The organism is Candidatus Mycolicibacterium alkanivorans (assembly GCF_022760805.1).
GTDB lineage: Bacteria > Actinomycetota > Actinomycetes > Mycobacteriales > Mycobacteriaceae > Mycobacterium > Mycobacterium alkanivorans.
Window position 1 is genome coordinate 2,522,068 of sequence record NZ_JAIVFL010000001.1, and the last position, 24,049, is coordinate 2,546,116.

General features: G+C 69.2%; 20 protein-coding genes and 2 riboswitches. Of the genes, 17 read left to right on the top strand and 3 right to left on the bottom strand.

The features are described from left to right. The first annotated feature begins 55 nt into the window (after positions 1 to 55). From K9U37_RS12530 to K9U37_RS12550, 5 genes are all read left to right on the top strand, one after another. Positions 56 to 1,243, top strand: a complete 1,188-nt coding sequence (locus K9U37_RS12530) for an MFS transporter (RefSeq protein WP_243071959.1) — start codon at positions 56 to 58, stop codon at positions 1,241 to 1,243. Positions 1,244 to 1,422: 179 nt separating this feature from the next. Then, complete coding sequence (locus K9U37_RS12535; protein ID WP_243071960.1) at positions 1,423 to 1,905, top strand: cation:proton antiporter regulatory subunit; 483 nt, start codon at positions 1,423 to 1,425, stop codon at positions 1,903 to 1,905. Between the two features lie 4 nt (positions 1,906 to 1,909). Then, complete coding sequence (locus K9U37_RS12540) at positions 1,910 to 3,034, top strand: cation:proton antiporter (protein WP_243071961.1); 1,125 nt, start codon at positions 1,910 to 1,912, stop codon at positions 3,032 to 3,034. Between the two features lie 267 nt (positions 3,035 to 3,301). Beyond that, positions 3,302 to 3,892: a LysM peptidoglycan-binding domain-containing protein gene (locus K9U37_RS12545; RefSeq protein ID WP_243071962.1), complete on the top strand. Its 591-nt coding sequence runs from the start codon at positions 3,302 to 3,304 to the stop codon at positions 3,890 to 3,892. Positions 3,893 to 4,021: 129 nt separating this feature from the next. Next, positions 4,022 to 4,708 carry an Rv1815 family serine proteinase gene (locus K9U37_RS12550; RefSeq protein WP_372489509.1) on the top strand — a complete coding sequence of 229 codons (687 nt, stop codon included), beginning with the start codon at positions 4,022 to 4,024 and terminating at the stop codon, positions 4,706 to 4,708. A gap of 143 nt (positions 4,709 to 4,851) precedes the next feature. Here the strand turns inward: K9U37_RS12550 and K9U37_RS12555 are convergent, their stop codons facing one another. Continuing rightward, a complete protein-coding gene (locus K9U37_RS12555; RefSeq protein ID WP_243071963.1) occupies positions 4,852 to 6,765 on the bottom strand; it encodes an ABC transporter ATP-binding protein/permease in 1,914 nt (637 codons plus the stop codon). A 107-nt stretch (positions 6,766 to 6,872) separates the two neighbouring features. Further along, complete coding sequence (locus K9U37_RS12560) at positions 6,873 to 8,789, bottom strand: ABC transporter ATP-binding protein/permease (RefSeq protein ID WP_372489568.1); 1,917 nt, start codon at positions 8,787 to 8,789, stop codon at positions 6,873 to 6,875. A 208-nt stretch (positions 8,790 to 8,997) separates the two neighbouring features. Between K9U37_RS12560 and K9U37_RS12565 the strand changes: the two genes are divergently transcribed. From K9U37_RS12565 to gcvP, 12 genes are all read left to right on the top strand, one after another. After that, on the top strand, positions 8,998 to 10,641 hold the full coding sequence (locus K9U37_RS12565) for an acetolactate synthase (RefSeq protein ID WP_243071964.1): 1,644 nt from the start codon (positions 8,998 to 9,000) through the stop codon (positions 10,639 to 10,641). Positions 10,642 to 10,691: 50 nt separating this feature from the next. Then, on the top strand, positions 10,692 to 13,022 hold the full coding sequence (secA2, locus tag K9U37_RS12570; protein WP_243071965.1) for an accessory Sec system translocase SecA2: 2,331 nt from the start codon (positions 10,692 to 10,694) through the stop codon (positions 13,020 to 13,022). Between the two features lie 16 nt (positions 13,023 to 13,038). Continuing rightward, a complete protein-coding gene (locus K9U37_RS12575) occupies positions 13,039 to 13,662 on the top strand; it encodes a CDP-alcohol phosphatidyltransferase family protein (protein ID WP_243071966.1) in 624 nt (207 codons plus the stop codon). Further along, positions 13,646 to 14,557, top strand: a complete 912-nt coding sequence (locus K9U37_RS12580; protein WP_243071967.1) for a DUF881 domain-containing protein — start codon at positions 13,646 to 13,648, stop codon at positions 14,555 to 14,557. The genes K9U37_RS12575 and K9U37_RS12580 overlap by 17 nt, the downstream gene beginning before the upstream one ends. Positions 14,558 to 14,587: 30 nt before the next feature. After that, positions 14,588 to 14,920, top strand: coding sequence for a small basic family protein (locus tag K9U37_RS12585; protein ID WP_243071968.1), 333 nt, complete (start codon positions 14,588 to 14,590; stop codon positions 14,918 to 14,920). Between the two features lies 1 nt (position 14,921). Then, complete coding sequence (locus K9U37_RS12590) at positions 14,922 to 15,698, top strand: DUF881 domain-containing protein (protein WP_243071969.1); 777 nt, start codon at positions 14,922 to 14,924, stop codon at positions 15,696 to 15,698. 22 nt (positions 15,699 to 15,720) lie between these two features. Next, positions 15,721 to 16,116 carry a glycine cleavage system protein GcvH gene (gene gcvH, locus K9U37_RS12595; protein ID WP_243071970.1) on the top strand — a complete coding sequence of 132 codons (396 nt, stop codon included), beginning with the start codon at positions 15,721 to 15,723 and terminating at the stop codon, positions 16,114 to 16,116. A 159-nt stretch (positions 16,117 to 16,275) separates the two neighbouring features. Then, a complete protein-coding gene (garA, locus tag K9U37_RS12600; protein WP_243071971.1) occupies positions 16,276 to 16,758 on the top strand; it encodes a glycogen accumulation regulator GarA in 483 nt (160 codons plus the stop codon). Then, the gene (ftsR, locus tag K9U37_RS12605) at positions 16,759 to 17,490 is read left to right on the top strand and encodes a transcriptional regulator FtsR (RefSeq protein WP_243071972.1); all 732 of its coding nucleotides are present in this window, start codon (positions 16,759 to 16,761) and stop codon (positions 17,488 to 17,490) included. Positions 17,491 to 17,539: 49 nt separating this feature from the next. Continuing rightward, complete coding sequence (locus tag K9U37_RS12610) at positions 17,540 to 18,034, top strand: bifunctional nuclease family protein (protein ID WP_243071973.1); 495 nt, start codon at positions 17,540 to 17,542, stop codon at positions 18,032 to 18,034. A gap of 257 nt (positions 18,035 to 18,291) precedes the next feature. Then, a complete protein-coding gene (locus K9U37_RS12615; protein ID WP_243071974.1) occupies positions 18,292 to 18,939 on the top strand; it encodes a MerR family transcriptional regulator in 648 nt (215 codons plus the stop codon). Positions 18,940 to 19,003: 64 nt separating this feature from the next. Beyond that, positions 19,004 to 19,101, top strand: a riboswitch (glycine riboswitch). Continuing rightward, positions 19,102 to 19,200, top strand: a riboswitch (glycine riboswitch). Between the two features lie 56 nt (positions 19,201 to 19,256). Then, positions 19,257 to 22,100, top strand: a complete 2,844-nt coding sequence (gcvP, locus tag K9U37_RS12620; RefSeq protein ID WP_243071975.1) for an aminomethyl-transferring glycine dehydrogenase — start codon at positions 19,257 to 19,259, stop codon at positions 22,098 to 22,100. 52 nt (positions 22,101 to 22,152) lie between these two features. Here the strand turns inward: gcvP and K9U37_RS12625 are convergent, their stop codons facing one another. After that, positions 22,153 to 24,048 (bottom strand): vWA domain-containing protein, encoded by a 1,896-nt coding sequence (locus K9U37_RS12625; protein ID WP_243071976.1) that lies wholly within the window; start codon positions 24,046 to 24,048, stop codon positions 22,153 to 22,155. Position 24,049 lies beyond the last annotated feature (1 nt).

Here is a 24,049-nt window from a genome sequence, read left to right on the forward strand (position 1 = left end):
TGGCGTTCGCGTGCGGTAGGGCGCGTCATCGTCGCCTCGCGTAACGTCGCCGCACATGGGCAGCCCGGGGCTCGATTCACGTGACCGCAGGGCCCGGGTCGCGACGGCGGGGCTGTTCCTGACCAACGGCGCGCTGTTCGCCAACCTGCTGCCGCGCTACCCGGAGATCAAGTCCGATCTCGGGCTGTCCAACACGGTGTTCGGGCTCGCGGTGGCCGCCTTCTCGGCCGGAGCGCTGATGACGGGCCCGGCCGCGGCGACGCTGATCCGGCGGTTCCGCTCGGCGGTGGTGGCGGTCGCCGGCAGCGTGCTGATCGCCGTCTTCACCGTGGCCGCCGGTCTGGCGCCCACCGGCATCATCCTGGCTCTGGCGCTGTTCTGTGCGGGAGCGGCCGACTCGGTCACCGACGTCGCCCAGAACGTGCACGGGCTGCGGGTGCAACGGCACTACGGGCGGTTCATCATCAACTCGCTACACGCCGTGTGGTCGGCGGGTGCGGTGCTCGGCGGGCTGATGGGTGCCGGCGCCATCTACCTGGGCGTGCCCCGCGCGGTGCAGTTGTCGGCATCCGGGCTGCTGTTCAGCGCGGTGTGCTTGGTCGGTTACCGCTACCTGCTGCCGGGCGCCGACCACGAAGGCGGGCCGCGGGACGAGCGGGCGACCGCGCGGCCTGGGCGCACCGTGTACCTGGCGCTGGCGGCCCTGGTGGGCATCGCCGTCGCCGGGGCCGTGGTCGAGGACGCCGGAAGCTCGTGGGCCACCCTGTACCTGCGGGACTCGCTGGCCGCCCCGGCCGCGATCGCGGCGATGGGTTACGTGGCGGTGGTCGGCTTCCAGTTCATCGGCCGCCTGCTCGGCGACCGCACGGTGGACCGCTTCGGCCAGCACACCGTGGTGCGGGCCGGCGGTCTGATCGCCGCCACCGGCATGGGCGCGGCACTGGCGTTCCCGGGTGTGCCGGGCACCATCGCCGGGTTCGCGGCCGCCGGGTTCGGGTCGGCCACCCTGGTGCCGGCCGCCATGCACGCCGCCGACGAACTGCCCGGCCTGCGGCCCGGGACCGGTCTGACGGCGCTGACCTGGCTGATGCGGGTGGGATTTCTCGGTTCGCCGATTGTCGTGGGCGCCGTCGCCGACGCCGCCGGCCTGCGTGCCGGGCTGCTGACCGTTCCGGTGGCCGGTCTCGCCGCGGTGCTGCTCGCAGGCTCCCTCAGCCCACGGAACCGGTCAGCTCGATCGTGAGCACCCCGGCGATGATCAGCCCGGCGAGGATAGCCCGCTAACGCGCTGTGTCGACCGTCATAACCGGTCCCGGCGGCGCGATCGGCTAAGGTACGTCTTCGGCCCGCCGGGGTGGGAACCGGCCAGGTCACCGGTCGTGGCGGCGGGATAGTCGACACGGTGTCGTGAGGATGGAGCCCATGGAGGTCAGGGAAGTCCTGCTGCCCGGCGTCGGCCTGCGCTACGAGTTCGACAATCGCGACGGTGACCGCATCGGTGTGATCGCTCGGCGCACAGGCGATTTCGACGTCGTTGTCTATGCGGCCGCCGATCCGGACCAGGCCCGCCCGGTGTTCCGCCTGACCGATGAGGAAGCCGATGCCCTGGCTCAGATCCTCGGCGCACCCCGCATGGTGGAACGCTTCGCCGACCTGACCAAAGAGGTGCCCGGCTTGGACGCCGGGCAGATCGCGGTCGCCGCCGGCTCACCGTTCGCCGACCGCGCACTCGGCGAGACCCGGGCCCGCACCCGCACCGGCGCGTCGATCGTGGCGATCGTGCGCGACGAGGAGGTGCTGGCCTCGCCCGGACCGGACGAGGTGCTGCGCGCCCACGACGTGCTGGTCGTCATCGGCACCGAGGACGGGATCGCGGGAGTTCGGCAGATCGTCGACCAGGGCTGACTCCATGGAAGTGTCGGTGGCGCTGCTGTTCGAACTCGGCGTCATCCTCACCGCTTTGGCGGTCCTGGGCTCGGTGGCCCGCCGCTTCGCCCTTTCTCCGATTCCGCTGTACCTGCTGGCCGGGCTGGCGCTGGGCAACGGCGGGATCGCGCCCATGGCGGCGGCGGGGGAGTTCGTCTCCACCGGCGCTTCGATCGGCGTGGTGCTGCTGCTGCTCACCCTGGGCCTGGAGTTCTCCATCGCCGAGTTCGCGTCCAGCATGCGCCGCCACCTGCCCTCGGTCGGTGTCGACTTGGTGCTCAACGCAACCCCCGGCGCCATCGCTGGCTGGCTGCTCGGCCTCGACGGTGTCGGCATCCTCGCGATGGCCGGAATCACGTTCATCTCGTCGTCCGGCGTCATCGCCCGGCTGCTGAACGACCTGCGCCGGCTGGGCAACCGGGAGACCCCGGCGGTGCTGTCGGTCCTGGTGCTCGAGGACTTCGCGATGGCTGCCTACCTGCCCCTGCTCGCGGTACTCGCCGCCCGCCGCGGCTGGGGGGAGGCACTGCTGTGGATGGCGGCGGGGCTGGCCGCGCTCGGTGGTGCGTTCGTGGCGTCCTACCGCTGGGGGCGCCACGTCGGCCGGCTGATCGCACACCCCGACGACGAGCAGTTGCTGCTGCGGATCCTGGGTCTGACCCTGATCGTGGCCGCACTGGCCGAGCACCTGCACGCCTCGGCGGCGGTGGGCGCATTCCTGGTCGGCCTGACCCTGACCGGCCCGACCGCCGACCGCGCCCGCGGCGTGCTGGGTCCGCTGCGCGACCTGTTCGCGGCGGTGTTCTTCCTGGCGATCGGCTTCTCGGTGAGCCCTGCCGACCTGCTGCCGATGCTGCCGGCGGCGCTGGCCCTGGCCGCCGTCACCGCGGTGACCAAGGTTCTCACCGGCGCCTACGCCGCGCGTCGCGACGGCGTTGCCCGGGCCGGCCGGATCCGCGCCGGTGCCGCCCTGATCGCCCGCGGCGAGTTCTCCCTGGTGATAATCGGACTGGTGGGATCGACCGTCGCTGCCATCGGGCCGGTGGCCACACCGTATGTATTCGTGTTGGCCACGCTGGGCCCCGTGCTCACGCGGTTCGCCAAGTAGCGAGCGCGCGGCGCGGCGCCATGGCCGGGTGCAGACCGTTTTCGACCGCCGCGTAGACAAGAAGCCGCTGCCGTTCCCGCCGGAGCCGATCGCCAGCATCGGCATCCAGACCACCCGCTGGTCGCTGGACCGGGCCTTTGGTGGGTTGGTTTGCCGTTCACCTGTGCGTTGCCGTCGTCTCGATCACAGCTCCCCACGGCGCCTGGGTTACTCAATAGGCTTCCGGACGCGCGCCCAAGAAGCGGGCGGCTTACAGGAGGAATTGTCATGGGAGACACACTCACCGAAGGCCAGAGACTCGAGAAGGGCGGTTCACTCACCTCGAACAATGGGGCTTACACCCTGACGCTGCAGGGCGACGGCAACCTCGTTCTGGCTGCGCGCGGGGAAGCAGTTTGGGCGACCGGTACCAACGGCCAGGACGTCGTGCGTGCCGAGGTGCAGGCCGACGGCAACTTCGTGCTGTACACGTCGGACAAGCCGATTTGGCACACCGACACCAAGGGCAAGAAGAGCGTGAAGCTGGTGTTGCAGGACGACCGCAACCTGGTGCTCTACGCCGCCGACGGACCGGCCTGGTCCTCGCGCACCGAGACCGACGCCCCGCCGCCGCCGGCCCCCGAGGCCGAGGCCGAGGTCGTTGAGGTGGCCCCGGTGGTCGTCGAGGAGCCGACGCCGACGCCGCCGCCTCCGCCGGAGCCGACGCCGCGGACCTACACCGTCGTGGCCGGTGACACCCTGTTCGCCATTGCCGAGCGCTTCTACGGTGACGGCAACCGTTACCCGGAGATCGCCGCGGCGAGTGGAATCTCCAACCCGGATCTGATCCAGATCGGGCAGGTCGTCACCATTCCCTGACGGATTCCTGCGGGAACGACGCGGGCCCGCAATAGTGCGTCGGTAACGATCGGCTCTCGACGCCGATACACAGTCGACACACTATTGCGACCGCGTCGTTGACGGGTCGCCGACGGATCGGGGTGTAAGGTGGCTCGCTTACCTCTTCGGTACCTCGTCGCAGCGGCCGCTGCCGTCGCCGCGTGCTCGGCCGTGGCCCCGGTGGCCCAGGCCGACCCCGGTGTGGTGGTTTCTCCCGGCATGGAGATCCACCAGGACAGCAACGTCTGCACCCTCGGCTACGTCGACCCGGTCCAGCGGGTGGCCTTCTCGGCCGGGCATTGCCGCGGCAGCGGGCCGGTCACCGACAAGGACGGCCGGTTCATCGGCATGGTGTCGACATTCCGCGACAACACCCCCGACGGCACCGTCGTGCGCACCGATGAGGTGATCTCCGACTACGAGACCATCGGCCTGGCCACCGATGTCGTCGTCAACAACATCCTTCCCGGCGGCCGCCAACTGGTCGCCGACGTCGCGCCACCGCTGACCGCGGGTGCTCCGGTGTGCCACTTCGGAGTGGTGACCGGGGAGAGCTGCGGCTCGGTCGAGCGGGTCAACAACGGCTGGTTCACGATGGACAACGGTGTCGTCAGCAAGAAGGGCGACTCCGGCGGGCCGGTCTACGTGCTGGCCGACAGCAACAAGGCCGTCATCATCGGACTGTTCAACAGCACCTGGGGCGCGCTGCCGGCCGCGGTGTCCTGGCAGGCCACCGGCCAGCAGGTCCGCGAGGACGTGGGCGTGGTCAACGTGGCGGTGTCGCAGCACAACTAGGGTTCTTCGCGCTGTCCTGCCGTGAGTGTGCGTCTGCATCCGGCTCGGGCGGCGTGTCCGCGCGCCTTCCAGGTGACCACCCGGGGCGACGGGTTCGCCGTGGTCGATGCGCTGTAGCTGCAACTGAATTCCTTGTGGCGCAATCACATTCCCACGGTCTCGGCCCGGCGGTCGAGCTGCCACTCACCGCCACCCAGCAGGCGCAGGTGGTGGTCATGGTGTTGTTCGACGGTGCTGCGGTGGGTGACCGAGACGACGATGCAGTCCGGCAACCGGGTGCGCAGCAGCCGGTAGAGTGAGTACTCCTGACCCTCGTCGACGGCCGAGGTCGCCTCGTCGAGGAAGACCACCTTGGGCTCGGTCAGCAGGATCCGCGCGAATGCGATGCGCTGCTGCTCACCCGGCGAGAGGACCTTGGCCCAGTCCTGGACCTCGTCGAGCCGGCCGCTGAGATGCCCGAGCGCGACGTCGTCGAGGGTGGCGACGAGTCGTTCGTCGGCAATGCTGCCTTCGATCGCCGGATAGGTCAGCACGGCGCGCAGGTCACCCAGCGGGACGTAGGGGACCTGGGACAGGAACATCGTCTCCCCGTCACCACCGCCGGGCTGCCGAACCGTCCCGGAGCCGTAGGGCCACAGCCGGGCGATGCTGCGCAGCAGGGTGGTGCGCCCGCACCCGGGCGGGCCGGTGATCACCAGCGCCTCGCCGGGCTGCAGCTGGAGATCGAGCCCGTCGATCAGCATGTCACCGTTGGGCCGGCACACGTCGACGTCACGCAGTTCGAAAGTGCCGTCGGTGGTTTGCTCGGCATCCAGCCGGGGCAGGGCGCGTGCTTCGGCGTTGGCCTCGACCAGTCCGTCGAGGCGGATGATCGTGGCCCGGTAGCCGGCGAACGAGTCGTAGACGCTGCGGAAGAAGGCCAGCGAGTCGTGAATGTTGAGGAACGCGCTCGAAGACTGGGTGACGTCGCCGAAGCTGATCTGGCCGGCGAACAGCCGTGGCGCCTGGACCACCAGCGGCAGAGGGGTGATGACCTGGCTCATCGTCTGGTTCCAGCCCAGCAGGTACAGGCTGCGCACCACCAAGGCCCGGTAGTTGGCGATGATCGCGGTGAACCGCGATGCCAGGATGGAGCGTTCGGCGATCTCGCCGCGGTAGAACCCGATCGCCTCGGCGGCATCGCGCAACCGGACCAGCGCATAGCGGAAAGCCGCGTTGGTCAACTCGTTTCGGAAGCTCAGCAGGATCAGCGGCTTACCGATCCAGAACGCGATCACGGTGGCCACCGCGACATAGAGCAGCACCAGCCAGAACAGCGCGTGGTTGAGTGTGTTCCCGAACAGGCTGAGCGGACCGGACAGGTTCCACAGGATCGGGGTGAACGACACCACCGACACCACCGAGTTGATGGCCTCGAACAACAGCGTCGTCGACGAGCTCACGGTGGGCGAATCCGGTTCGGCGCCAGTGCCTGTGGTGAAGATGTCGATGTCCATCTGGATGCGCTGGTCGGGGTTGTCGATCGGGTTGTCGATGAACCGGCTGCGGTAGTAGGCCTCCTGTTCGAGCCAGTCCCCGGTGAGCCGATCGGTCAGCCACACCCGCCAGCGGATGATGAAGCGCTGCGTCAGGTAGATGTCGACTATCTGCCTGCTGACGTAGACCGCGGCGATGATCACGAAAGTCAGTATGGCGAGCCAAAATCCGTGCACTCCGGAGTCCCGCACCGCCTCGTTGCCGGCTCCGGCGCCCTCGAACGCGACCTGCAGCGAGGAGTAAAGGTCGTTGCTGTAATAGCTCAGGAGCACGTCGAGGCGCACGGCGATCATCGTCGAGAACAGCAGCACGCCCAGCCACAGCCACACCGCCACACTGGCGCGCCCGCGGAAGTATCCACCGGTGATCCGCCAGAACTGCCGGCCCCAGGTGGTGTAGCGGGCGAGGAGGACCAGGACGACGACCGCCACCACCGCGCTGATAGTCCACGCCTTGGCCGCCCACAGCAGCGAGTGCGGGATCTCGTTGCTCCAGTCAAGGGAGGGCTTGTACATCTCCATGGGCTGTTCTCCTCGGCCGCGACACGAGCGTGATCGGTTCGCGGCCAAGCTTTTCAGCAACCCGGCGGGAAGGTGCCCCGTCTCGCGCGATTGACCCCTGCGTCAGCTCAGACTGGCGCGGGTTCGTTGCCCTCGACCCGGCCCAGGTGCCAGGCGCCCTCGCCGAGCAACTCCAGATGCCGGGTGTGGTGTTGCTCGACGGTGCTGCGATGGCTGACGCTGACCAGGATGGTGTTGGGCAGCTCGGTGCGGATCAGGTCGTAGAGCGCGAACTCCAGACCTTCGTCGAGCGCGGAAGTGGCCTCGTCGAGGAAGGCCGCCTTGGGCCGGGTGAGCAGGACCCGGGCGAAGGCGATGCGCTGCTGCTCACCCGGGGACAGCACCTTGGCCCAGTCCTGGACCTCGTTGAGCCGGATGGTCAGGTGCGACAACGCCACCTGGGTCAGCGCCCGCTGCAACTCCTCGTCAGGGATTGCACCGGAGTTGGCGGGGTAGGACACCACCGTGCGCAGATCACCGAGCGGGACATACGGCATTTGCGACAGGAACATGGTGTCGTGGTCGTCGATCGGGCGGCGCAAGGTGCCCGAGGTGTAGGGCCACATCTGGGCCAGGCTGCGCAGCAGCGTGGTCTTGCCGGTGCCGGACGGTCCGGTGATCACCAGGGTCTCGCCGGGCTCCAGCCGCAGGTCGATGGGATCGAGCAGCTGTGCGCCGCTGGGGGTGCGGACCTCGACGCGCTGCAGTTCCACCGAGCCGTCGTGGCTGGCCACGGTGGTCAGCTTGGGCAGCTCGCGGGCCACCGAGTTGGTCTGGACCAGGCCGTGCAGACGGATGATCGCGGCCCGGTAGGCGGCGAAGGAGTCGTAGGCGTTGCGGAAGAACGACAGCGAGTCGTGGATCGAGCCGAATGCGCTCGAGGACTGCGTGACGTCACCGAGGTTGATCGCCCCGGAGAACAACCGGGGCGCCTGGATGACCAGCGGCAGCGGGTTGATGATCTGGCTCATCGTCAGGTTCCACCCGGTCAGCGCGATGGCGCGGTTCACATACCGGCGGTAGTTGGCGATGATCTCGGCGAACTTGCGGCGCAGCAGCCCGCGCTCGGCGTCCTCGCCGCGGTAGAAGCCGACCGCCTCGGCGGCGTCGCGCAGCCGCACCAGCGCGTAGCGGAACACGGCGTTGGTGAGCTCGTTGCGGAAGCTCAGCCGGATCAGCGGATGGCCGATCCAGAACGCGATCACCGTCGCGAACACCACGTAGACCAGGACCACCCAGAACAGCGCATGGTCGAGCGTGATGCCGGCCACCGTCAGCGGGCCGGACAGGTGCCACAGGATCAGGGTGAACGAGACAACCGTCATCAGCGAGTTGATGGCCCCGAACAGCAGCATGCTGGACGAGCCGATCATCGGGGTGTTGGGCGATGACCCAACCCCGGCAGTGAAGATGTCCACGTCCTGCTGGATGCGCTGGTCGGGGTTGTCGATGTCGGACTCGGTGAACCGGGTGCGGTAGTAGGCGTGGTCGTCGAGCCAGTCGCAGGTCAGCCGGTCGGTCAGCCACACCCGCCAGCGGATGATGAAGCGCTGAGTCACGTAGATGTCGAGCATCACCCGGCTGATGTAGATGGTCGCCAGGATCGCGAAGATGATCAGGGCGGTCCAGAAGCCGTGGATGCCGGATTGGCGCACAGCGGCGTTGTTCGCGCCGGCGCCCTGGAACGCGACCTGCAGGGACGTGAACAGGTCGTTGCTGTAGAAGCTGAGCAGCACGTCAAGGCGTACCGACATCGTCACCGACAGCAGCAGGCCCGCGAGCCAGATCCACACCGGGATGCTCTGCTTGCCCTTGAAGTAGTCGCCGCTGACCCGCCAGTACTGACGGCCCCACACCGTGAAACGGGCCAGCAGGACCAAGACGACCATGCTGAGTACGGCGCTGATCGCCCACGCATTGAGAATCCACAGCAACGAGGGCACGAACTCGTGCCCCCAGTCCATGGACGGCGTGTACATTTCCAACGCGTTCTCCTCCCGCGGCGGCGGCGTCGCGACGACGACCGATCCGGTGGCTTCCCGGCAACCTACCCCGGCGTGCGGGTTCGGGGGCGTGACCACCCGAGATGGCCGGCACAATTCCAGTCCGGGAGGCCCACCCTAATGGCCACGACGTCATGACGCCGCGGCCAGACCTACCCGATTATGCGGGTCCGCTGGTTAGGCTCGGCCGATGGGCACCGACGCTGATTCTCCGCACACCGTTCACGCCGGCACATTGGTCGCACGGCGGCTGCGAGCCAGCGGCATCGACACGGTGTTCACCCTGTCCGGTGGTCACATCTTCCCGATCTACGACGGCTGCCGCAGCGAGGGAATCCGGCTGATCGATACCCGCCACGAGCAGACCGCGGCCTTCGCCGCCGAGGGCTGGTCGAAGGTGACGCGGGTACCCGGTGTCGTCGCGCTGACCGCCGGGCCCGGGGTGACCAACGGGATGAGCGCGATGGCCGCCGCCCAGCAGAACCAGTCACCGATGCTGGTCCTCGGCGGGCGCGCCCCGGCGCTGCGCTGGGGGATGGGCTCGCTGCAGGAGATCGACCACGTCCCGTTCGTGGCCCCGCTGACCCGCTACGCGGTCACCGCCGAGTCGGCCGGCGCCGTCGGTGACCGGGTCGACGACGCGCTGCGCGCGGCAGTCGGCGCGCCATCCGGGGCGGCATTCGTCGACTTCCCGATGGACCACCTGTTCGGCGAGGCCCACGACCGCGACGAACCGGGTGCACTGACTGAGCTGCCCGCGCTGCCGGCGCCGGACGGACTCGAACTGCAGCGGGCCGTCGACCTGCTCTCCGACGCGCAGCGCCCGGTGATCATGGCCGGCACCAACGTGTGGTGGGGGCACGCCGAGGAGGCCCTGCTCGACCTGGCCGAGAAACTGCGAATCCCGGTGTTCGCCAACGGAATGGCCCGCGGCATCGTCGGCGCGGACCGGGACCTGGGGTTCTCGCGCGCCCGGTCGGCGGCGCTCTCGCAGGCCGACGTGGCTCTGGTCGTCGGGGTGCCGATGGACTTCCGGCTCGGCTTCGGCGCCGTCTTCGGCAACGAGACCCGGCTGATCGTCGCCGACCGCGTCGCCCCCGACCGCGGCCATCCCCGCGCGGTGGCCGCGGGCCTCTACGGCGACCTGTCGGTGATCCTTACCGCGCTGGCCGGCGCCGCCGCCGGAGCACATGAGGATTGGATCGGCTCGCTGCGCACGCTCGAGGCCAGGGCCCGGGCCGCCGAGGCCGAGGAACTGGCCGACGACCGCACCCCGCTGCACCCGATGCGGGTCTACGCCGAACTGATGCCGCTGCTGGATCGCGACGCGATCGTGGTCATCGACGCCGGTGACTTCGGTTCCTACGCGGGCCGCGTCATCGACAGCTACGTGCCCGGCGCGTGGCTCGACAGCGGGCCGTTCGGCTGCCTGGGGTCGGGGCCGGGCTACGCGTTGGCCGCCAAGCTGGCCCGGCCCGACCGGCAGGTCGTGCTGCTGCAGGGCGACGGGGCGTTCGGCTTCTCCGGGATGGAGTGGGACACGCTGGTTCGCCATGGCGTGCACGTGGTGTCGGTGATCGGCAACAACGGGATCTGGGCGCTGGAGAAGCATCCGATGGAGATGCTCTACGGCTATTCGGTGGTCGCCGAATTGCGGCCGGGCACCCGCTACGACGAGGTGGTGCGGGCGCTGGGCGGGCACGGCGAGCTGGTGGCGACGCCCGAGGAGCTGCGCCCGGCACTGCGCCGGGCCTTCGAAGCCGGGGTGCCCGCGGTGGTGAATACGCTGACCGACCCCTCGGTGGCCTACCCGCGGCGGTCGAATTTGGGGTGATCCGGGCCAGCCGCCACAGGACCTTGCGCGGCCGCCGGTACCGTTGACCCGTGGCGAAGAATCGCAAGACCACCGCAGGGTCGGGTCGCGTCAGCCGGGGCTTCTGGCGCCTGCTCGGGGCGAGCACGGACAAGACCAGGGCCGAATCGATGTCCGAGGTGGAAGCCTCGGCGGAGTTCGACGAAAAGGCCGCGGGCCTCGAAGACGAGCAGCTCAAGAAGGCCGCACAGCTGCTGGACCTCAAGGAGCTGGCCGGCTCGGCCGACATCCCGCAGTTCCTGGCCATCGCCCGGGAGGCCGCCGAACGCGCCACCGGGCTGCGGCCCTTCGACGTCCAGTTGCTCGGCGCACTGCGGATGATGGCCGGTGACGTCATCGAGATGGCCACCGGTGAGGGCAAGACGCTCTCCGGTGCCATCGCCGCCGCCGGTTACGCCCTGAGCGGGCGCAACGTGCACGTCGTGACGATCAACGACTACCTGGCCCGCCGCGACGCGGAGTGGATGGGGCCGCTGATCGAGGCGTTGGGCCTGACGGTCGGCTGGATCACCGAGGATTCGACCGCCGAGGAGCGCCGCGCCGCCTACCAGTGCGACGTCACCTACGCGTCGGTCAACGAGATCGGCTTCGATGTGCTGCGCGACCAGCTGGTCACCGACGTCGCCGACCTGGTCTCGCCCAACCCCGACGTGGCGCTGATCGACGAGGCTGACTCGGTGCTGGTCGACGAGGCGCTGGTGCCGCTGGTGCTGGCCGGGACGACGCACCGCGAGACCCCGAAGCTGGACATCGTGCGGCTGGTGGGCCAGCTGCAGGCCGGCGAGCACTACGACACCGACACCGACAGCCGCAACGTCCACCTCACCGAGACCGGTGCGCAGAAGCTGGAGAAGGCGCTCGGCGGCATCGACCTGTACTCCGAGGAGCACGTCGGCACCACCCTGACCGAGGTCAACGTCGCCTTGCACGCGCACGTGCTGCTGCAGCGCGATGTGCACTACATCGTGCGCAACGGCGCGGTGCGCCTGATCAACTCCTCCCGTGGCCGCGTCGCCCAGCTACAGCGCTGGCCGGACGGCCTGCAGGCTGCGGTGGAAGCCAAGGAGGGCATCGCAACCACCGAGACCGGTGAGGTGCTCGACACCATCACCGTGCAGGCGCTGATCAACCGCTACCCGACGGTGTGCGGTATGACCGGTACCGCGCTGGCCGCCGGTGAACAGCTGCGGCAGTTCTACAAGCTGGGCGTCTCGCCGATCCCGTCGAATGCGCCCAACATCCGCGAGGACGAGCCGGATCGCGTCTACATCACCGCCGCGGCCAAGACCGAGGCGATCATCGAGCACATCATCGAGGTCCACGCGACCGGCCAGCCGATCCTGGTCGGCACGCGCGACGTCGCCGAGTCCGAGGAGCTCTACGAGCGGCTGGTCAGGCGCGGCGTGCCCGCGGTGGTGCTCAACGCCAAGAACGACGAGGAGGAGGCCGCCGTCATCGCCGAGGCGGGCAAGCTCGGCGCGGTGACGGTGTCCACCCAGATTGCCGGGCGCGGCACCGATATCCGGCTCGGCGGCTCCGACGAGGCCGACCACGACAAGGTGGCCGATCTGGGCGGCCTGCACGTCGTCGGCACCGGCCGGCACAACACCGAGCGGCTGGACAACCAGCTGCGCGGCCGCGCTGGCCGCCAGGGTGACCCGGGTTCCACGGTGTTCTTCGCCAGCTGGGAAGACGAAGTCGTCACCTCCCACGTCGAGCGTGGCAAGCTACCACTGGACTGCGACGAGACCGGCAAGATCACCAGCCCGAAGGCGGCCTCGCTGCTCGACCATGCCCAGCGGGTGGCCGACGGCCGGCTGCTGGACGTGCACGCCAACACCTGGCGCTACAACCAGCTGATCGCCCAGCAGCGGGCCATCATCGTCGAGCGGCGCAACACCCTGCTCAGCACGCCAGCGGCCCGTGAGGAGCTCGCGGAGCTCTCACCGGAGCGCTACGAGATGTTGTCGGAGAAGGTGTCCGAGGAGCGGCTGGAGAAGATCTGCCGCGACATCATGCTGTTCCACCTCGACCGCGGCTGGGCCGACCACCTGGCCTACCTGTCGGACATCCGGGAGAGCATCCACCTGCGCGCCCTGGGGCGACAGAACCCGCTCGACGAGTTCCACCGGATGGCCGTCGACGCGTTCGCCCACCTGGCCGCCGACGCAATCGAGGCGGCCCAGCAGACGTTCGAGACCGCCGACGTGCTCGAGCAGGAGCAGGGCCTGGACCTGTCCAAGCTGGCCCGGCCCACCTCGACGTGGACGTACATGGTGCACGACAACCCACTCAACGACGACACGTTGTCAGCGCTGAGCCTGCCCGGGGTGTTCAGCTAGGGCTAGGTTCAGTCCCATGGAACGCGGGGTCGATCGGGTGCTGACCATCCCGAACGTGCTCAGCGTCATCCGGCTCGTCCTGGTACCGGTCTTCCTGTACCTGCTGCTGTTCACCCACGCCTACGGCTGGGCGGTGGTGATCCTGATGTTCAGCGGGTTCTCCGACTGGGCAGACGGCAAGATCGCCCGCCTGGTGGCCAACCAGTCCTCCCGGCTCGGTGAACTCCTCGACCCCCTGGTGGACCGCATCTACATGGTCGCCGTGCCGGTGGGACTGGGGTTTTCCGGCGTCGTTCCCTGGTGGGTGGTCGGCATCCTGATCGGACGCGACGCCGTGCTGGCCGCCGCCCTCCCGGTAGTGCGCAGCCGCGGGCTGACCTCGCTGCCGGTCACCTACATCGGCAAGGCGGCGACGTTCGCGTTGATGTCCGGCTTCCCGCTGGTCCTGCTGGGTCAGTGGGACGCCGTCTGGAGCCATGTCATCGGCGCATGCGGCTGGGGTTTCGTCGTCTGGGGCATGGGCATGTACCTGTGGTCGGCGGTGCTCTACCTGCTGCAGGTGCGCCTGGTCGTGCGCACGATGCCGAAAGTCACCGCCGTCAGCCGACGCACCGACAGCAGCGATGCCGGCGCCGTCTGACCGCGCCGTGGGCTTCGACCCACCGGCGGGCCTATCCGGGCCGGCCGAGAACCGGCCGTCGCTGATCCCGTTGCCGTCGCTGCTGCGTTCCCTGCTCACCGATCACCTCGACCCCGGCTATGCCGCCGCGGCGGAGCGCCGCCGCGCCGGAGCCGCCCGGCGCCGGGCCGCCGACCACCTGTGGCAGGCGCTGGCGGCGCTGCTGATCGCGGTGGTGTTCGCCGCGGCGGTCGCCCAGGCGCGCTCGACGGCCCCGGGCGTCAGCGCCGCACAGCAGGTGCTGGCGGCCAGCGTGCGCTCGGCCGAACGCAGCACCGACGAGCTGGCCACCCGCCGCAATGCGTTGGCCGTGCAGGCCGACGACATCCAGCGCCGCCAATTGCGCGACGACAGAACGGGTCGGCAGCTGCTGACCCGGCTCGACGAGCTCAGCCTGACCGCGGCCACCACGCCGGTGATCGGCCCCGGGCTGAACATCACCATCACCGACCCGGGGGCGGGTCGTGACCTGACCGACGTCGCCAAGCAGCGCGTGCCGGGCAGCCGCCAGGTCATCCTGGACCGGGACCTGCAGCTGGTGGTGAACTCGCTGTGGGCCGCAGGCGCCGAGGCCATCTCGGTCGGCGGGGTCCGGATGGGGCCCAACGCGACCATCCGGCAGGCTGGCGGCGCGATCCTGGTCGACAATCATCCGGTCAGCAGCCCCTACGCCATCCTCGCGGTGGGGCCGCCCAACACGATGCGCGACACCTTCGAGCGCAGTTCCGGATTGCAGCGCCTGCGATTGCTGGAGGCCTACTACGGCGTCGGGGTCGGCGTGAGCAGCGGCGACGGCCTGTCGCTGCCCGCGGGCACGGTCCGGGAGATTACATTTGCCAAGCAGATCGGGCCGTGAGGGATCCATCAGGGGAATGAGCCGTCAGACATGATCGGAATCGCCGCGCTGGTGGTCGGCATCGTGCTGGGCCTCGTCTTCCACCCGAGCGTGCCCGAGGTCATCCAGCCCTATCTGCCCATCGCCGTCGTCGCCGCGCTCGACGCCGTCTTCGGCGGTCTGCGCGCCTACCTGGAGAAGATCTTCGACGCCAAGGTCTTCGTCGTCTCGTTCGTGTTCAACGTGCTGGTGGCGGCGCTGATCGTCTACGTCGGCGACCAACTCGGCGTGGGCTCGCAGCTGTCGACCGCGATCATCGTGGTGCTCGGCATCCGGATCTTCGGCAACGCGGCCGCTTTGCGGCGACGGTTGTTCGGCGCCTGAGATGACCGAGGGGGACCAGGCCGCCGAGGCCGAGCACGGGCGGCATGAACTGCCCGAAGGACAGACCCCGCCCCGGGGCCGCCGCAGCCGCTCGCAGGTGGTGTTCGGGGTGCTCGGGGTGGTGTTGTGCCTGGTGCTGGGCATCGCGATCGTCACGCAGGTCCGGCAGACCGAGTCCGGTGACGCCCTGGAAACCGCCCGGCCGGCCGACTTGCTGGTCCTGCTGGGCTCGCTGCAGCAGCGAGAGGCCGCACTCAACACCGAGGTCGCCGAGTTGCAACGCAACCTCGCCGCCATGCAGGCCGCCGGCACCAGCGACCAGGCCGCCATCCAGAACGCCCAGGCCCGGCTGGCCGCGCTGTCCATCTTGATCGGCACGGTGGCGGCCAGCGGGCCGGGGGTCAACATCACCATCGACGATCCCGGACCGGGGGTGGCGCCCGAAACCTTGCTCGACGTCATCAACGAACTGCGTGCCGCCGGTGCCGAGGCGATGGAGATCCGCTCCGGCCCTCAGGCGGTCCGGGTCGGGGTCGACACCTGGGTGGTCGGCAGCCCCGGCGCCCTGGTGGTCGACACCCAGACGCTGGCTCCGCCGTATTCCGTTCTGGCCATTGGCGATCCGCCGACCCTGGCCGCCGCGATGAACATTCCGGGCGGCGCGGTCGACAGCGTCGAGCGCGTCGGCGGCCGGATGACGGTCACCCAGTCCGATCATGTGGAGATCACCACCTTGCGGCAACCGAAACCGCGCCAATACGCTCAGCCCGTCAAATGAGCGCCGCTGTCAAAGGAGCACCGTGAGCGAAATCCCAGCCGACCTGCGCTACACCGCCGAACACGAGTGGGTGCGCGTCACCGGTGACGGCACTGTGCGGGTCGGGATCACCGACTTCGCCCAGTCGTCCCTCGGCGATGTGGTCTACGTGCAGTTGCCCGACGTCGGCAGCGAGGTCACGGCCGGCGAGTCGTTCGGCGAGGTGGAGTCCACCAAGTCGGTGTCCGACCTCTACGCGCCGGTCACCGCGAAAGTAATTGCCGTCAACGGCGATCTGGAGTCCAACCCGCAACTGGTCAACTCCGATCCGTACGGCCTGGGGTGGTTGTTGGAGCTGGAGGCCGACGGCGATACCCTCGAACAGGGGTTGGCGGCCCTGCTGGACGCGGATGCCTATCGGGGCACAGTGACGGAATGAACGGTTGTTAGGGTACCTGCTGGTCACCGATCCGGCGGCGGTGGGCACACTGACGACCGCTGCGCGGTACGGTCGACGGAAGTGATGGTGAGGCGGACGGGCGCCCTGTGCGGACACCCCGCCAGGTATCGCCACGGCAGCCAGTGAGGAGCACAGCGGGTGACGGACAAGGACCACAACTCCGGGGCGGAAACGTCTGACGAAGTCACCGTGGAGACGACGTCCGTCTTCCGCGCCGACTTCCTCAACGAGTTGGACGCCCCGGCGAGCCCCAGCGGTGAGAACGCGGTATCGGGGGTCGAGGGCCTCCCGGTCGGCTCGGCGCTGCTGGTCGTCAAACGTGGGCCCAATGCGGGCTCGAGGTTCCTGCTCGACCAGCCCACCACGTCGGCGGGCCGGCATCCCGATTCCGACATCTTCCTCGACGACGTGACCGTCAGCCGCAGGCATGCCGAGTTCCGGTTGGACGGCAACGAATTCCAGGTGGTCGACGTCGGCAGCCTTAACGGCACCTACGTCAACCGCGAGCCCGTGGACTCCGCGACGCTGGCCAACGGCGACGAGGTGCAGATCGGCAAATTCCGGCTGGTGTTCCTGATCGGTCCGAAGCCCGCCGACGACGAAGGCGGTCCGGGAAGCTAGATGACCGCCCCCGATACTCCCGCGCTTGCCGGGATGTCGATCGGAGCGGTCCTGGAACTGCTGCGACCGGACTTCCCGGACGTGACGATCTCCAAGATCCGGTTCTTGGAAGCCGAGGGTCTCGTCACGCCACAGCGCAGCGCATCGGGGTATCGGCGGTTCACCGCCTACGACTGCGCCAGGTTGCGGTTCATCCTGACTGCCCAGCGCGACCACTACCTGCCGTTGAAGGTCATCAAGGCCCAGCTCGACGCGCAGCCCGACGGCGAGCTGCCGCAGGCCGGATTCTCTTATGGCGTACCGCGTTTGGTGCCGGTCTCCGAGCACGCCGCCGCGGACACCGCGGCAGTGACCCGCGCACAGGTACGGCTCAGCCGCGAAGACGTCCTGGAGCGTTCGGGTGTCCGGGAGGATCTGCTGACCGCGCTGTGCAAGGCCGGCGTGATCACCACCGGACCGGGCGGGTTCTTCGACGAGCACGCGGTAGTCATCGTCCAGTGCGCGAACGCACTTGGCGAATACGGCGTGGAGCCCCGGCACCTGCGGGCGTTCCGGTCGGCGGCGGACCGCCAGTCCGACCTGATCGCCCAGATCGCCGGTCCGGTGGGCAAGGCCGACAAGACCGGTGCGCGCGACCGGGCCGACGATCTGGCCCGCGAGGTGGCGGCCCTGGCGATCACCTTGCACACCTCCCTGATCAAGTCCGCTGTACGCGACGTACTGGATCGCTGAGGACTAGACTCAGACGCGGCGGCACAACCAGGGCGGAGGTCAGACACAAATGGGTGAGGTTCGTGTGGTCGGCATTCGTGTCGAGCAGCCCCAGAACCAGCCGGTCTTGTTGCTGCGCGAGTCCAACGGAGACCGCTACCTGCCCATCTGGATCGGCCAGTCGGAGGCCACGGCGATCGCCCTCGAGCAGCAGGGCGTGGAGCCCGCCCGGCCGCTGACCCACGATTTGATCCGAGATCTCATTGGCGCACTTGGGCATTCGCTCAAGGAGGTCAGAATCGTCGATCTGCAGGAGGGCACCTTCTACGCCGACCTGATCTTCGATCGCGACATCAAGGTGTCGGCGCGCCCGTCGGACTCGGTGGCTATCGCCTTGCGGATGGGCGTGCCGATCTATGTCGAGGAGGCGGTGCTGGCCGAGGCCGGGCTGCTGATCCCCGACGAGAGCGGCGAGGAAGGCGCAGGGGCCGTCCGCGAGGACGAGGTCGAGAAATTCAAGGAGTTCCTCGACAGCGTCTCCCCGGATGATTTCAAGGCCACCTGAGCGGGTGTCCGGGCGCGGGTTCGCAAAGCACGGTCGCCGACCAAGATCACGGATGCGTCTCATCTGGGTGGGCAGCGGTTCGACACGCGCGGCGGATGCCGGGGAGCATGCCCTGCGGCGGCCATACTTTGATTGCGACGACGAGCACGACTGCCCGTCGATAAGCGTATGCTCGGAGGACTCGGACTAGGACTAGGGCAAACGCGGTTGGTGGAGCGGTCAGCGGGCCACTGGTTCGAACGGCGAGAGGAAGCATCGTGGGCGAGAAGCCACGTCAGGGACAGCTGGATCTTGCCGGCACCGGTCTTTCCGATTCCGCGGGTCGCTACGAGGTGGACGGCGCCGGGTCGGCCCCGGTAGGCGAGGCGGTGCAGCCGGGTCTCTTCCCGGACAATTCGGTGCCCGACGAGCTAGTGGGTTACCGAGGGCCGAGCGCCTGCCAGATCGCCGGAATCACCTACCGCCAGCTCGATTACTGGGCCCGCACCTCGCTGGTGGTGCCGTCGATCCGCGGCGCGGCCGGCTCGGGCAGCCAGCGGCTGTACTCGTTCAAAGACGTCCTGGTCCTCAAGATCGTCAAGCGCCTTCTCGACACCGGCATCTCGCTGCATAACATCCGCGTCGCCGTGGACCACCTGCGCCAGCGCGGCGTCCAGGACCTGGCCAACATCACACTGTTCTCCGACGGCACCACGGTCTACGAATGCACCTCGGCCGAAGAGGTCGTCGACCTGCTGCAGGGCGGTCAGGGTGTGTTCGGCATCGCGGTGAGCGGCGCGATGCGGGAGCTCACCGGCGTGATCGCCGACTTCCCGGGCGAGCGCGCCGATGGCGGCGAGTCGATCGCCGCGCCCGAGGACGAGCTGTCCTCGCGGCGCAAGAGCCGCGACCGCAAGATCGGCTGACGCCCTTCTCCTCGCGAGCAGCGCGGCGAATGACCCGACCAGCGGGCTAGGATCAATACTGCATCGCCCCCGCGCGGGAGAGTTCCGTGGCCGCCAGTCACGGACGCCGAAGGAGCAACACCTCTCCGTCAACCTCTCAGGCACCCGGACCGCGCGTGGCCACGATGCCTCTGGAAAGCGGTGACCGCACGTCACCCGCCCATGGGGAAAGGCACCGAGTTCGGCGCCGAATCTCTCAGGCACCCGAACCGGGTCGACGACAGAGGGAGAGGACGCCACAGACGGCTGCGTCCGCCCTCAGTCAGGAGTCCTTCGAAGTGTCCGACCATACCCAGCCACTGTTCGCCGATCGTCACATCGGACCGGATTCCGACGACATTGCCGCCATGCTCGACGTGATCGGTGTGGCCTCACTCGACGAGCTCGCCGCCAAGGCACTGCCCGCCGGAATTCTCGACGCCGTCGGCCCCGACGGTCTGGCGCCGGGGCTGGACGGCCTGCCGGCCGCCGTCGGCGAGCACGCGGCGCTGGCCGAGCTGAAGGCGATGGCGGATGCCAACACCATCGCGGTGTCGATGATCGGTCAGGGCTACTACGACACGCTCACCCCGCCGGTGTTGCTGCGCAACATCCTGGAAAACCCGGCCTGGTACACGGCGTACACGCCGTACCAGCCGGAAATCAGCCAGGGACGGCTCGAGGCGCTGCTGAACTTCCAGACCATGATCTCCGACCTGACCGGCCTGGAGGTGGCCAACGCCTCGATGCTCGACGAGGGCACCGCGGCCGCCGAGGCGATGACGCTGATGCACCGCGCGTCGCGCGGATCGGCAAACCGGCTGGCTGTCGACGAGGACCTGCTCACCCAGGCCGCGGCCATTTTGGCGACTAGGGCGGAGCCGCTGGGCATCGAGATCGTCACCGCCGACCTGCGCAACGGGCTGCCCGAAGGCGAGTTCTTCGGTGTCGTCGCCCAACTGCCCGGGGCCAGCGGGCGGGTGACGGACTGGTCGAAGCTCGTCGAGCAGGCCCACGAACGCGGCGCCCTGATCGCGTTGGGCGCCGACCTGCTGGCGCTGACCCTGATCGCCCCGCCGGGCGAGATCGGCGCCGACGTGGCGTTCGGCAGCACCCAACGATTCGGTGTCCCAATGGGCTTCGGCGGCCCGCACGCCGGCTACCTGGCCGTGCACGGCAAGCACGCCCGGCAGTTGCCCGGCCGCCTGGTCGGGGTGTCGGTGGACGCCGACGGGTCGCCGGCCTACCGGCTGTCGCTGCAGACCCGCGAACAGCACATCCGCCGCGACAAGGCGACCTCCAACATCTGTACCGCCCAGGTGCTGCTGGCCATCATGGCCGCGATGTATGCCAGCTACCACGGTGCCGACGGATTGACCGGCATCGCGCGGCGCGTGCACGGACATGCCCGCACGCTTGCCGCCGGACTGGCCGCCGCCGGTGTCGAGGTGGTGCACGACACGTTCTTCGACACGATCCTGGTGCAGGTGCCCAACCGGGCCGGCGCCGTGAAGGCCGAGGCCAAGGGCCGCGGCATCAACATCTGGCGCGTCGACGCCGACCACGTCTCCATCGCCTGCGACGAAGCCACCACCTCCGAGCATGTCGCGCTGGTGCTGGAATGCTTCGGCGCCGCACCGGCCGGGGATTACTCCGGACCCCAAATCGACTCGCGGACAAGTGAATTCCTGACCCATCCGGCGTTCACCCGGTACCGCACCGAGACCGAGATGATGCGGTACCTGCGCACGCTGGCCGACAAGGACATCGCGTTGGACCGCAGCATGATCCCGCTGGGCTCGTGCACCATGAAGCTCAACGCCGCCGCGGAGATGGAGTCCATCACCTGGCCGGAGTTCGGCCGCCAGCATCCGTTCGCCCCGGCCGGCGACACCCCGGGCCTGCGCAAGCTGATCGCCGATCTGGAGGGCTGGTTGACAGCGGTCACCGGTTACGACGCAATCTCGTTGCAGCCCAACGCCGGATCGCAGGGTGAGTACGCCGGTCTGCTGGCCATCCACGCCTACCACGCCGGCCGTGGCGACACCCACCGCGACATCTGCCTGATCCCGTCCAGCGCGCACGGCACCAACGCGGCCTCGGCGGCGATGGCCGGCATGCGGGTGGTCGTGGTGGCCTGCCGGGAGAACGGGGACGTCGACCTCGACGACCTGCACGCCAAGGTGGCCGAGCACGCCGACAAGCTTGCGGCGCTGATGATCACCTATCCCTCGACCCACGGGGTGTTCGAACACGACATCGCCGACATCTGCGCGGCCGTTCACGACGCCGGCGGTCAGGTCTACGTCGACGGTGCCAACCTCAATGCGCTGGTCGGGCTGGCCCGGCCGGGTAAGTTCGGCGGTGACGTGAGTCACCTGAACCTGCACAAGACGTTCTGCGTTCCGCACGGCGGCGGCGGCCCCGGTGTCGGCCCGGTCGCGGTGCGTGCGCATCTGGCGCCGTATCTGCCGGGCCATCCGCTTGCCGAGGAGTTGCCGAACGGGCATGTCGTGTCGGCGGCCCCGTACGGGTCGGCGTCGATCCTGCCGATCACGTGGGCCTACATCCGGATGATGGGCGGACGCGGACTGCGGGACGCCTCGCTGACGGCGATCGCCTCGGCGAACTACATCGCCCGCCGCCTCGACGAGTACTACCCGGTGCTGTACACCGGGGAGAACGGCATGGTGGCCCACGAGTGCATTCTTGATCTGCGCGGCATCACCAAGGCCGCCGGTGTCACGGTCGACGATGTGGCGAAGCGGTTGGCGGACTACGGTTTCCACGCGCCGACGATGAGCTTCCCGGTGGCGGGCACGTTGATGGTGGAGCCGACCGAGAGCGAGAGCCTGGCCGAGGTGGACGCGTTCTGCGAGGCGATGATCGCCATCCGCGGCGAGATCGACAAGGTCGGCTCGGGGGAGTGGTCGGCCGAGGACAACCCGCTGCACAACGCCCCGCACACCGCCGAGTGCCTGCTGGTCGACGAGTGGACGCACCCCTACACCCGCGAGCAGGCGGCCTACCCGCTGGGCAAGGGATTCCGGCCGAAGGTGTGGCCGCCGGTGCGGCGCATCGACGGCGCCTACGGTGACCGCAACCTGGTGTGCTCCTGCCCGCCGGTGGAGGCCTTCGCCTGATAGCGTCACACCTGTGCCGCCCGCCAGGGTTCGCCAGTGGCAAGACGGAGGTCTAGGAAAGCAGCGAGGTGACGGCCGTGCTCAGGTCGGGGGAGTCCGACGCCGGGATGCTCTGGTAGGTCCCGCCGGAGAGTTGGGCCACCGCCTGCCACGTCGCACGGTCCTGGTCGTCACCGAGGTCGATGACGTTGATGGCCACCGGCTTGGCCGGGTCGACGGCCGACTTCACGTAGTTCTGCAGCCCGGGGCCATCCAGCGACTGGTCGGTATGCGGCCCCTGCACGATCACCAGAACCGAATTCGTCTGACCCTGGCGGAAATTCGCCAGCGCATCGCCGTAGACCAGGCGCAGGGTGGTGAACGACACCCCGCCGCTTCCGGCCGGCGACAGCCCGTTGAGGGTGTTCGTCAACGCGGCCGCGCGTGGCTGACCGTCGACCTGGTCGGACAGCGGGCCCATCGGCACCACCGAGCGGCCGGCGACACCGTTGAACGTCCACAGCCCCACGGCGGCGTTGGGCGGCAGCGCGCCGATCCGGTTGTCCAGTGCCGTCACGACGTTGGCCAGCCGCGGCTTTCCGCCCTCGTCCCCGGACATCGCCCGGTCGAGCATGATCGTGGTGGCTGCCCCCGCCGCAGGGGCGGACAGCGCGGCGGCCACCGTGGCGCGCACCGAATCGTCACCCGCGGCCAGCGGTGCGCCCAGCGGCCCGAAGCTCACCACGTCGTTACCCGGCGGGCTGGTGCCCTCGGCGCGGAACCCGGCCTTGGCGAGTTCCGCGAGCTGCCCGGGCTTGCGCATGTAGCGGGCGAACTCACTGGCCGCACTGACCTGCTCCTCGGCCAGCCAGTTGCCCGCCAGCAGCACGGTGGGGTAGTCAGCCAGCGCGACGGGACCCGGTGGCAGCCAGCCGGCGATGTTCGCCTTGGCATCCGAGATCGACGAAACACGTTGGAACAATTGCTGTTCGGTGGTGGCCACCGCATGCACCGGGGCGGCAGCCGGGTCTCCGGAAGCCAGCAGCGCCCTCCACGCCTCCCCGGCGGTGTTGTCGGCCAGCTTGGGCTGACCGGCCACCAAGGCGTTGACCGCGCCCAGGCCCGCGGTGGCCGGGGCGCCCGGCGGAGCCGATGCCGCCGCGACCGCCTCGGCCAGCAGGTAGGTGGCGTCACTGTCCCCGGCGGTCGGCAGGGCCAGGCGCAGCGGTCCCCAGCCGGGCAGGTCCAGCGAGTCCAGGGCCGTCGGATTGGTCTGCAGCCCTGGCAGTGCTCCCCAACCCTGTTGATCCAGTGCGTCTTTGAGCTGGGGGCGTACCGCGAGCAGCACCGGTGAGGTGACCAGGGAGCGCGCATCGGTGACGATCTCCTTGCCGGCGACGGCCTGCAGCCGGGCCGAGGACACCGCGCTGGCCGGAATCCACAGTGCCGGGCGCTCGCCGAGGTTGCCGGGCCAGTTGCTGACGAATCCGTTGATCACCGCGTCGGAGTCGGCCGCAGTGACAACGACTTTCACGCACCGGTCGCCGACCGGGGTGGCCTGGGCATTGTAGGTCTCGGCGAACTTCGTGACGTTGTCGGCGATCGAGGCGTCGGCCACCACCGGGACATTGGCGGTGCCGGACAGGCACTGCTGGGCCGCTTCGGTCGAGCGGTGGGACAGCACGCCGCCGAAGAAGCGCCACAGGATGACCCCACCCACTACCACCACGACGGTGATCAGGGCGGCGATCACACCGATGCTCACACCACGCCGACCGCCCTCGCTGCGGTGGCCGCCCTCCCAGGCGGCGACGCGCCGCCGGGCTGCGGTGGCCGTGGCATCCGGTTCGCCTCGATCGTCGTAGTCGGGGGCGTCGTCGGCGGTGTAACCCGTCGAGTCCGACGAGTCGGCGGGCTCATCCGGTTCACCGAAGGATTCCCCGGGACCGGGTTTGCTGTGCCTGCCCATG

Coding starts and splice junctions, on each gene's coding strand:
- K9U37_RS12585 (WP_243071968.1), top strand. CDS start 14,588: ATGATCGGAATCGCCGCGCTGGTGGTCGGCATCGTGCTGGGCCTCGTC.
- K9U37_RS12590 (WP_243071969.1), top strand. CDS start 14,922: ATGACCGAGGGGGACCAGGCCGCCGAGGCCGAGCACGGGCGGCATGAA.
- K9U37_RS12575 (WP_243071966.1), top strand. CDS start 13,039: ATGGAACGCGGGGTCGATCGGGTGCTGACCATCCCGAACGTGCTCAGC.
- K9U37_RS12540 (WP_243071961.1), top strand. CDS start 1,910: ATGGAAGTGTCGGTGGCGCTGCTGTTCGAACTCGGCGTCATCCTCACC.
- K9U37_RS12610 (WP_243071973.1), top strand. CDS start 17,540: ATGGGTGAGGTTCGTGTGGTCGGCATTCGTGTCGAGCAGCCCCAGAAC.
- K9U37_RS12565 (WP_243071964.1), top strand. CDS start 8,998: ATGGGCACCGACGCTGATTCTCCGCACACCGTTCACGCCGGCACATTG.
- K9U37_RS12625 (WP_243071976.1), bottom strand. CDS start 24,048: ATGGGCAGGCACAGCAAACCCGGTCCCGGGGAATCCTTCGGTGAACCG.
- K9U37_RS12555 (WP_243071963.1), bottom strand. CDS start 6,765: ATGGAGATGTACAAGCCCTCCCTTGACTGGAGCAACGAGATCCCGCAC.
- ftsR (WP_243071972.1), top strand. CDS start 16,759: ATGACCGCCCCCGATACTCCCGCGCTTGCCGGGATGTCGATCGGAGCG.
- K9U37_RS12535 (WP_243071960.1), top strand. CDS start 1,423: ATGGAGGTCAGGGAAGTCCTGCTGCCCGGCGTCGGCCTGCGCTACGAG.
- K9U37_RS12545 (WP_243071962.1), top strand. CDS start 3,302: ATGGGAGACACACTCACCGAAGGCCAGAGACTCGAGAAGGGCGGTTCA.
- K9U37_RS12530 (WP_243071959.1), top strand. CDS start 56: ATGGGCAGCCCGGGGCTCGATTCACGTGACCGCAGGGCCCGGGTCGCG.
- K9U37_RS12580 (WP_243071967.1), top strand. CDS start 13,646: ATGCCGGCGCCGTCTGACCGCGCCGTGGGCTTCGACCCACCGGCGGGC.